This window comes from Aeromonas sp. 604176, from assembly GCF_049170755.1.
GTDB classification, from domain to species: Bacteria; Pseudomonadota; Gammaproteobacteria; order Enterobacterales; family Aeromonadaceae; genus Aeromonas; species Aeromonas veronii_A.
Genome location: NZ_JAAKNE010000151.1, coordinates 1 through 8,266, shown reverse-complemented (window position 1 = coordinate 8,266; position 8,266 = coordinate 1). Strand labels below are relative to the sequence as shown.

The window sequence follows — 8,266 nt, the reverse complement described above, 5'->3', positions numbered from 1 at the left end:
AGGCGTTGGTGCCAGCCCATCAGCTCGCTGATCTCCATGACCGCCATCTCGGACGGCGGCCAGTGGGCGATGATGGCCAGATCGGCCATCATCTCGTCTACGCAATGAGGTAGGCCATTCTCTTCGGTACCAAAAAAGCGCTTACCTCGCTGCCCAGCTGCATCAGGTCAGCCGGATCCATGTTGCCGATCTCGGCTTCGGTCAACATGGGGGTGGTGATGCGGGGCAGCAGTTTGGTGAGGGCGTTGACGTCCATCTGCACCACATCGGTCATATTGAGGCCGCGCATTTCGCCCGCCTTGGGTTTGCGCAGCTGGATCTCGGTGAGGGTGGTGTCGCCGCGCTGGATGGCTTGGTCGAGGGTAACGGTTTTGTTTTCCATGGTGTCGGTTCCTGGTGATGTGGTGAGGGCGGCACTTATTGGTTGGATAAGGACCGCCCATTGGATGAGGGAAGGGGTTAGAGGCCGATGGCTTTGCGGTGTTCGGCCATGCGGTCGATGCCATCGGGGCCGATCTCAATCATGTTGATGAGGTCGATTTCATGGATCACCTGACCGTTGATGGTCTCCTTGTAGTAGGTGTTGACCATGCCGACCTTTGCCTGGGAGTTGTCACCGGACTTGAGGGTGCCGCGGTCGAGCTCCTTGAAGCGGCCACGGCAGATGATCTCGACGGGTACCACCTCGGCGGTGTCGTCGCCCTGCACCGAGCCGGCAAAGCGCACCATGGTGCCGTCGGCCTTGGGTTCCCCCATGCAGCGCAGCAGGGGCTCGCCATAGCCGCCGAAGGTGAACGAGACATCGAGGGCGCTGTCATCGAATCCCATGTCGATGTTGACGGCGCCGCCCATGCCGCCGCCGCGATAGGCTTCAAACTTGCGGGTCAATTTGGCCGGGGTGAAATCTTCCGCTTCACCCACCCAGTTCTCGCCGTTGAGAAAGACGTTCAGGCGTTTGAGTTTGCGTGGCAGTGCCATGGGTGCTCCTTATGCTGCGGCCGCGACGCGGGCGCCGAAGTCGATCAGGTAGTGGTCGGTGATGCGCTGGATGAAACCGAGGTCTTCAAGCGGCGGCACCGGGGTGTAGTTGTAATCAATGCGCAGCTTGCCCGCCTTGAGGGTGTCCTTGTCGTTGAGCTCCTCGTTGTACCAGCAGTCAAACCCGAGCAAATATCCGCCGTTCACCAGCTCGCGGCCCTTGGCCTTGATCCCTTCGACGATGTCTTTGACCAGGGACGGGTGCAGCGGCTTGTCGTTGGCCCACATGTGCGCCTCGGCCATGGTGTCAGCCAAGATCTGGGCGGTGCGGGTGTAGTTCTCGAAGGCGAACAGGGGATCATCTGAGCAGGTGCGGTTGCCCCAGTAGCGAAAGCCGTCAGAGCGGATCAGGGCGGTGACCTCGTTGGCGTTGAGCAGGCCGACCTCGGTGTCGGGGTCTTGCAGATCCCAGAACAGGTTTTTGGTGATGCCATCGACCCCGGTCACGCCGACGTTCGACAGGGTCTTGTGCCAGCCAATCTCTTTGTCGATCAGTGCCCTCATGGCGGCAGCCTTGAGGCAGGCATCGAGCTTGATGCTGGCATTGGCGGCAACGTCCCACGCCGTCCAGTCGGCATGCACCAGCATCAGCTCACGGCTGGAGAAGTTTTCACGGTAGGCCAGCGCGGCTTCGACGGTCTCGGCGATGGTCGGTACATAAGCAAAGGCGCGCAGTTTCTTGGCCATGCCCGCCAGCGCAGTGGACACCGGCAGGGTGCAGTTGTCCGGCACGCAGAGGATGCGCGGCTTGACGCCGGTGGCCGGGGTGGCCCTCTCCAGCGCCTTGAGGCCGGTATAGCTACCATCGGGCTTGATGGTGCCGATGATGTTGCTGGTGAGGGCCGCCGCGTCAGCCCCCTTGGCTACGCGCACGGCGATAACGATAGTGTTGACGGTGTCATAGATGGTTTGCAGCGATCGCTTGAGGTTCCCCTCGCTGCCCGCCTTGGCGATGGCTGCCGGCAGGTTGGCGATCAGCACAGGCTTGTCGAGGGGGAAGTAGGTGGCGTCGGCGTCTTCGCTGGTGCAGACCATGCCGATCACCGCCGTGGCGACGGTGCGGATGGTACGGGTACCCTCGGTCGCTTCAACGACACGCACGCCGTGGTGGAATTGGTCCAGTGCCATAGGTTCTCCTGTTGTCCGGACGGAGCATTCTTTGCGTAGGTAATGCAGGTGATGTGAACAGGGTCAGGATGCAGGGGCAGGGGATCGCAGGCGAGCGGCGGCCAGTGTATCTGGCGTGGATACACTGGATGGGCGGTGACAACGGGGTAACGGACGGCAGTAACGAAACACCCCGCACAAGGCGGGGTGGTGATTGGTCAGATGACTTTTTCCGGTTCGGTTGGCCACTGCGGCGACTCTGGCCAGCCGGCTTGCTCCGACACCAGCGTCAGCTCGTAGCGGTAACGCTGCCAGTCGGCCAGCAACTGGGTGTGCTCTGGCTTGGCATAGCCGCCATCGACTGCGGGCTGAAGGGTGGCAATGGTCTGATTTGCCAACGTGAGGCAGTCTGACAGGCGCGCTTGCGCGCTATCTTCAGGAGAGACTTCCGTTGCTGAGGGGGGTGTGATGTTGTTACCTGAGACGACCCATCCAGGCATCACATCATCGCTGCATGCCATCCAGTCAAGCGCTTCATAATAGCGGCCAGAGGGGTCAACCTCGGTGGTTTCCATGACGACATTCTTTTCGATTCGTGCCCACATAATTACCACTCCACAATAACGATACCGTTTAATCCATCTTGGCCAGCCGCGCCCTGATTACCTGTTACCGTGGCGCCACCATTTCCCCCTCTACCCAATGAGGCGAGGGCTGTTCCACCTTGTCCTTGGCCCACAGACCCCCCTGCTGCGGAAGGCGCTGAAGCAATCCCGGCTGAACCATGGCCACCATAACCATCAATATCGCCGCCGGAACCTAACCCGCCGCCGCCTCCTGCACCACACATCGAAGAGGTGGACCCACCCACAGCGGAGTTGCCCGGGCTACCGCCGGTGGCACTGCAAAACGTGCCAAATGAACTGGTTTGCCCGGGGGAGGCGGCAACCGCCCCATTTTGTGCCCCTTTACCCCCTGTTCCGATCGTGATGGGAATACTGTCTCCCGGGGACACGTTGACCAACTTTTTGGCATATCCCCCTGCGCCACCTCCGCCACCACTGGCGTTGTAGTTGGTCGATGAGCTGGCTCCACCCCCACCGCCGCCAGCACCGACCACAGTGACCAGGACTTTATACACGCCGGTTGGAACCACCCAGTGGGTCACGCCCACCTGTTTGAAGGTTGCGAGCTGCTTTTGAATGCCCATTTTTGCCAGTTTCAAGGCGGTGACGAATTTGGCGTCATCGGTACCGGCGTTCACCTCTGTCTGGGTGGCGATCTGTGCCTTACCCTTCACGGCCTCACTGGCGGTGGCGATGGTTACCGTACCGGTCATGCCATCCACCGATTGCACCGAGTCGGTCGGGGTGAGCAGTTCTTGCCAGTTGGCCAGGGTGGCGGCGCCCGCAATCCGCAGGATGAAGCTCTTGTTGAGGTCGGTACGTACGGCTATATCCCCGACTTCGGCGGTCAGGGCCAGCATGGCGGCCTGGGTGTTGACGACAAAGGTGTCGGTGATGGCCGTGGCCGGGATCTGATTGACGGGGACCTTGCCACTGTTATCGAGTGTTGCCACCCCATTGGCTGCGCCTTTTTGTGCGCTGGGGACCGCATCGGTGATGCCATAGCCCGCCAGGGTGGTGGGGTTGCTGCCGGCGGTGATGTTGCCCTTGGCATCGACGGTGACCGAGCGATAGGTGCCCGCCACCACCCCCGAGTTTTTATAGGTGGCGGTGATGGTGATGTTGCCGCTGCCATCAAATGCCGCCTGACCGGTCACATCACCAGCCAGGGCGATATTGCGGGCGGTGCTGAGCTTGTTGGCCTTGCCCGCCGCCGTGTTGCCCCCTTCGATATCATCGACGTGTTTTTTCAGGTAGGCGGTACGATTGGCAAGCGCTTGTGCTTGCTTGTTGGAGATGCCGCCCGGGCCGCCCAGCACCGGATCACCGGTTTCGAGTTGGTAGATGCCAGCCTCCCAGCTGACGACCTCTTGTAAATTCGCCATATCACGAGGCTCCGTGGTTGTAGTTGCCGTTGTAGGTTGCGGCGCCGTTGTAGGTAACGGGCGCCCGGGTGTAATCGAGCGCAGAGAGGTGGCAGCGGGCTGGGGCCATCTCTGCCAACAGGCGCTTGATGCGGTTGGCCTGTTCGGTGGTGACCGGGCGAGTCAGGATGACCCGATAGACTGCCCAGCGGGTCGGGTCGCCATGGGGTTCGTTGCCGTTGTAGCTGAGGGTGCCGTCATAGCGGCGGCCGGTGGCGCGCTCGATGATGGTGCTGTCGCCAAAGCCCAGCACGTTCAGCGCTTCCTTGATGGCCCATGGGGTTCCCTTGCGCTGATGCAACCTGAACGAGGCTTTGATCAGCGCCCGCTGCTGGTCTTCCGATTCCGCCAGTTCCCACCAGTCCACCGAGCGGGCCCATGCCAGCCAGGGCAGCAACGGCGTCGGGCAGGTGTCGGCAAAGCGGGTGGAGGTAATGACTTCTGGTGTCAGGTTGTAGGCCAGCGCGGCGGCGGTCAGGTGCTCCAGACGGGTTGCAGAGGGTGGCAACAGATCCCGGGTTGCCGGGATTGCCAGTGGCAGGCGATGCACCTTGTGCGACCCCATGCCACCGGCATCGACCCCTTGGCTCGCCAAGCGAGTGATGGTGGTGAACGGGCCTACCAATGGGGGAGCTAGTCCATCGTGTGCCAGGGTGATGGTCAGGGCTGGCTGGGTTGCTGTTGGCAGGGCTGGCGCTATCGGGTAGATGATCTGGGCGTACTTGGCGATCGGTGTGCCCATGGCGCCGGTAAAGGCGGTTGCCGCCTGCGCCAGTTTGGTTTTCAGCAATAGCGCACCTTGCTGACCGTCAGCCAGATCACCGATGGTCTGTCGTACCTTGGCTTTGTGGCTGCCGATGACGCCGAGAGCGAATCCTGCAGGAGCCAGCCGTTGCTGAATGGTCGGCACCTCGATGGCATCAGGTTGTAATCCGCCAGTACCGAGCCGGGTTCTGACTCCCGCCGTGCCGACAATTCCGGCATCAAGCCCGACAAGGGTTATCTGTGTTGACATGTCAGCCGCCCCCATGGCGAGCAGGTCGCCCATTGTTGCAACCGTGGCCCGGATGGTCGTTGCCGGAGCGCCCTGTGCGCCATCGCTGATAGCGATGGCTTTGGTGCGGCTGGTCAGCTTGTTGGCCCCGGCTGCAAACTGGCTGATCCCGGTTGGCTTGGCGCGTTGAATGAGCGATGCCATCCCGACTTGGCCTGCTTCTATCCCTGCCACTGTCAAGCCAACTCTGACCCCGGCAATGGCGTCGGGCACCGGATCATCCGGGCCTTGCACTGTGCCCCGATAGAGAGCTGCCCCGTCATGTGACAGGGTGCCGTCGTGATAGGTGAGTGACCCGCGCCAGACGGGATAGAGGGTTGCCATCAGAGCTTGAAGATCTTATTGGGGCCGTTATCCCAGGCGATGATGATGTCGCCGCCGTTGGTGCTGACCGGCAGGCCCGCCGCCGTATCGAACAGGGCGATCAGCGGGCTGGTCGCGGCGTTGCCGGTGTCTTTGTAGATGGCGCAGTAGTTGACGTTGGCGGTTGGCACGGCGGTGAAGGTGACATCGGCCGCATCAAGCACGCCAGCAGCCACGGTTTTGCTGGTGAGGGTCTGCGGGGTGCCGACCACATGGGCCGAGATCCCGCTGTAAAACTCATCACTGGCAAGGGTCGGTGAATAGGTGCTTTTGAGCAGGGCACACTTGAGGGTGTCGGCATTGGCATTGATGGCGCCGGTGAGAAACTTTTCGCGGCCTTTGTCATAGAGGGCGTTTGCCATGGTGGTGTCCTTAGTCGAGGGTGATGGAGGTGAGTTTGGCGGCCTGCTGTGCGCTGCAGGTGACGTCGGTCAGCGGCGCGCGCAGGGTGACGCTGTCGATCCCCGGCTGGTGCAGGGCGGCATAGATGGCGGAAAGCGGGACGGTGGCCCCGACCCGGTAGTAAGCGGTGGCCGTTTTGGCCATGGCCTCTTTTGCGGCGGCAATGGCCTGCTCTTTACCCAAGCCGATGGCGTTGAGGGTGGCATCAACGGCATAGGGTTTGAGCTGGGCCGGTTCGACTGCCACCAGATCGCAGAGCGGGCGCACGTCTTCGGCAGATAGCGCTTGTTCGACCAGATTAAGGGTGTCTGCGCTCGGCTGGCCTGCCGGTGAGAGGATGGTCACTCTGACGGTACCCGGGGTGGGGCTATCGACGGCGACATCGGCCACCTCGGCACTGGCCGAGAGGGCGTGGAACTTGTAGGCATTGATCGGGCCCGCCGTAGCCATGCCCTCATAAGCCATTTGGCAGCGCATGCGCAGGCGGTCATCAGATTCATACACCGGCTCGATGGGCGGGGTTGCTGATGGATTGCCCGGGGTGACCAGCAGGCGTTCGAGTTCATATTCACCGGCCACATGGTCAAGGGTGGTGCCACTGGCAAAGGCGAGCAGGGTCTGCTTGGCTGCATCGTTAATGCGGGCCCGCAGGATCAATTCGTTGTAGGCGTGCTCCTGCAGCAGCTTGTTGAGCGGCTCTGATTCGAGCTCCAGCGTGGCAGCGATGGCCGCCTGCTGGTCTGCCGGGTAGTAGCTGATCAGGATGGCTTTGCGCTTGGCCAGAATGGCCTCGAAGTCGAGGGTTTCCTCGACTTCCGGTGGCGGTAGTTGGGTCAGGTCTACATTGCTCACTGGGCGGCTCCTGTCGGAATGGGGATGGTTGCAGACTCCAGCACGCCGCCATCTTTACGCTGCCAGGTGAGCTCGATGGTGAGAGCACCATCCATGCCGCCGCCCAGTACATCGACGCGGGTGACGGTGATGCGCGGCTCCCAGTTGATAAGGGCCTGCACGGTGGCGGCCATCAGGCGCAGGCGGGTGGCTTGATGCTGTGGCATGTCGATGAGGTAAAAGAGCTCGCTGCCGTAGTCGCGGCGCATCACCCGCGAGCCCACCGGAGTGATGAGGATGTCGCGCACCGACTGGATAATGTGGTCGGTGGTGCTGATGGCGCGGCCATTGGCGGCATTCATACCGAGCCAGTTCATACCGGGCCCCCTGATTGGCCATCGCCTGGCTGCACTTTGTCATGGCTGTGCTCTGTTACTTCGATGTCGCCCACCTTGGCGGTGTTACAGATGAGGCGCTTGGCCTGGAGCTGGTTGGTGCAGATGGTCTTGGGGGTATCGAGAGTCACGCTGACACTGGCGACGATAGTGGCCTGCCTGATGCCGGTGGCATTGAGCTCCCCGGTTGCCGGGTTGTATTCGATGACGGTGCCGTCGCTGTATTCGGTGCGGTCAAGGTCCGGGTTGTCATTTTCGGCCAACGGTTCGGGGTACTGGTCAGCATTGAGGCGGCCGACGATATAGGCATTGCGCAGATCGCCGCTGACCGAAAGCAAAATCACCTGCTCGCCCAGGCTCAGGCGGTGGCGGGTGCGGTTAGCCCCGGCCCTGTCTGTGGTGTAGGGCCGCCAGTTGGTGGTGATGTCGCCGGTTTTGACGCGACATTCCCCTGATCGCACGGCGGTGACGGTGCCAATGCGGATCAGGTTGTCGATCAGGCGTTTGAGTTCGGTTGGGGTTGGTTGCATGGGGCCATTGTTTTGGGCAATGGCCGGTATGGCGAAAGGTTGCCATTGTGTAGAGACTCTACACAATGGCCGATTAGATAGGTCGAGTCGTTAGCCTTTCACCGTTTTGAATAGAGTGGCCAGTTGTTCCACACCATCAAAGGTTGCAGGCAAATCGCTATCGTTATTAACGAGACCAGAAAAAATAATATTTTCAAAGCGGTCTAGTGTTACATCACTATTTTTCTTTATCTCAGCTGCATGTTCTGAGTAATGTTGTATGAATCGACATAGGGTCATTCTTAATTCAATTTGCAAAACCTGAGCGCAAATTGCTTTGTAATTAAAAAGAAGGACTCTAAAGAAGTAGAGCAATATAGCAGCAAATGAGAGTAATGGCAGTATTTCAAATATTTTACTAGATATATTTTCACTGTTATTTTGAGCTGTTTGAGCTGTTTGAGCTGTTTGAGCTGTTTGAGCTGTTTGAGCTGTTTGAGCTGTTTGAGCTGTTTGA

At 60.4% G+C, this 8,266-nt stretch carries 12 protein-coding genes; all 12 read right to left on the bottom strand.

The features are described from left to right. The coding region (locus G5358_RS19140) for a GpE family phage tail protein (protein ID WP_421324719.1) at window positions 1–89 on the bottom strand (89 nt) is incomplete at its 3' end. A gap of 8 nt (window positions 90–97) precedes the next feature. Then, entirely contained in the window at window positions 98–382 is a 285-nt protein-coding gene (locus tag G5358_RS19135) for a phage tail assembly protein (protein ID WP_019445430.1), read from the bottom strand. Window positions 383–459: 77 nt separating this feature from the next. Continuing rightward, entirely contained in the window at window positions 460–978 is a 519-nt protein-coding gene (locus G5358_RS19130) for a phage major tail tube protein (RefSeq protein WP_421313027.1), read from the bottom strand. A 9-nt stretch (window positions 979–987) separates the two neighbouring features. Then, window positions 988–2,160, bottom strand: coding sequence for a phage tail sheath protein (locus G5358_RS19125; protein ID WP_337678373.1), 1,173 nt, complete (start codon window positions 2,158–2,160; stop codon window positions 988–990). Between the two features lie 203 nt (window positions 2,161–2,363). Next, window positions 2,364–2,720, bottom strand: a complete 357-nt coding sequence (locus tag G5358_RS19120) for a tail fiber assembly protein (protein ID WP_421324718.1) — start codon at window positions 2,718–2,720, stop codon at window positions 2,364–2,366. Between the two features lie 32 nt (window positions 2,721–2,752). Continuing rightward, the gene (locus G5358_RS19115; protein WP_421324717.1) at window positions 2,753–4,156 is read right to left on the bottom strand and encodes a glycine-rich domain-containing protein; all 1,404 of its coding nucleotides are present in this window, start codon (window positions 4,154–4,156) and stop codon (window positions 2,753–2,755) included. A 1-nt stretch (window position 4,157) separates the two neighbouring features. Then, a complete protein-coding gene (locus G5358_RS19110; RefSeq protein WP_216989355.1) occupies window positions 4,158–5,573 on the bottom strand; it encodes a phage tail protein I in 1,416 nt (471 codons plus the stop codon). Continuing rightward, window positions 5,573–5,974 (bottom strand): hypothetical protein, encoded by a 402-nt coding sequence (locus G5358_RS19105; RefSeq protein ID WP_421324716.1) that lies wholly within the window; start codon window positions 5,972–5,974, stop codon window positions 5,573–5,575. The genes G5358_RS19110 and G5358_RS19105 overlap by 1 nt, the downstream gene beginning before the upstream one ends. A 10-nt stretch (window positions 5,975–5,984) precedes the next feature. Then, complete coding sequence (locus G5358_RS19100) at window positions 5,985–6,866, bottom strand: baseplate assembly protein (RefSeq protein WP_421324715.1); 882 nt, start codon at window positions 6,864–6,866, stop codon at window positions 5,985–5,987. Beyond that, window positions 6,863–7,222 carry a GPW/gp25 family protein gene (locus G5358_RS19095; protein ID WP_421324714.1) on the bottom strand — a complete coding sequence of 120 codons (360 nt, stop codon included), beginning with the start codon at window positions 7,220–7,222 and terminating at the stop codon, window positions 6,863–6,865. The genes G5358_RS19100 and G5358_RS19095 overlap by 4 nt, the downstream gene beginning before the upstream one ends. Then, window positions 7,219–7,770 carry a phage baseplate assembly protein V gene (locus G5358_RS19090; RefSeq protein WP_421324713.1) on the bottom strand — a complete coding sequence of 184 codons (552 nt, stop codon included), beginning with the start codon at window positions 7,768–7,770 and terminating at the stop codon, window positions 7,219–7,221. The genes G5358_RS19095 and G5358_RS19090 overlap by 4 nt, the downstream gene beginning before the upstream one ends. 90 nt (window positions 7,771–7,860) lie before the next feature. Further along, a partial coding sequence (locus G5358_RS19085; RefSeq protein ID WP_421324712.1) for a hypothetical protein occupies window positions 7,861–8,266 on the bottom strand: 406 nt, incomplete at its 5' end.

Bases quoted from the DNA above. Each gene is read 5' to 3' on its own strand.
- G5358_RS19120 (WP_421324718.1), bottom strand. From the start codon at position 2,720: ATGGAAACCACCGAGGTTGACCCCTCTGGCCGCTATTATGAAGCGCTT.
- G5358_RS19090 (WP_421324713.1), bottom strand. From the start codon at position 7,770: ATGCAACCAACCCCAACCGAACTCAAACGCCTGATCGACAACCTGATC.
- G5358_RS19105 (WP_421324716.1), bottom strand. From the start codon at position 5,974: ATGGCAAACGCCCTCTATGACAAAGGCCGCGAAAAGTTTCTCACCGGC.
- G5358_RS19095 (WP_421324714.1), bottom strand. From the start codon at position 7,222: ATGAACTGGCTCGGTATGAATGCCGCCAATGGCCGCGCCATCAGCACC.
- G5358_RS19115 (WP_421324717.1), bottom strand. From the start codon at position 4,156: ATGGCGAATTTACAAGAGGTCGTCAGCTGGGAGGCTGGCATCTACCAA.
- G5358_RS19110 (WP_216989355.1), bottom strand. From the start codon at position 5,573: ATGGCAACCCTCTATCCCGTCTGGCGCGGGTCACTCACCTATCACGAC.
- G5358_RS19130 (WP_421313027.1), bottom strand. From the start codon at position 978: ATGGCACTGCCACGCAAACTCAAACGCCTGAACGTCTTTCTCAACGGC.
- G5358_RS19135 (WP_019445430.1), bottom strand. From the start codon at position 382: ATGGAAAACAAAACCGTTACCCTCGACCAAGCCATCCAGCGCGGCGAC.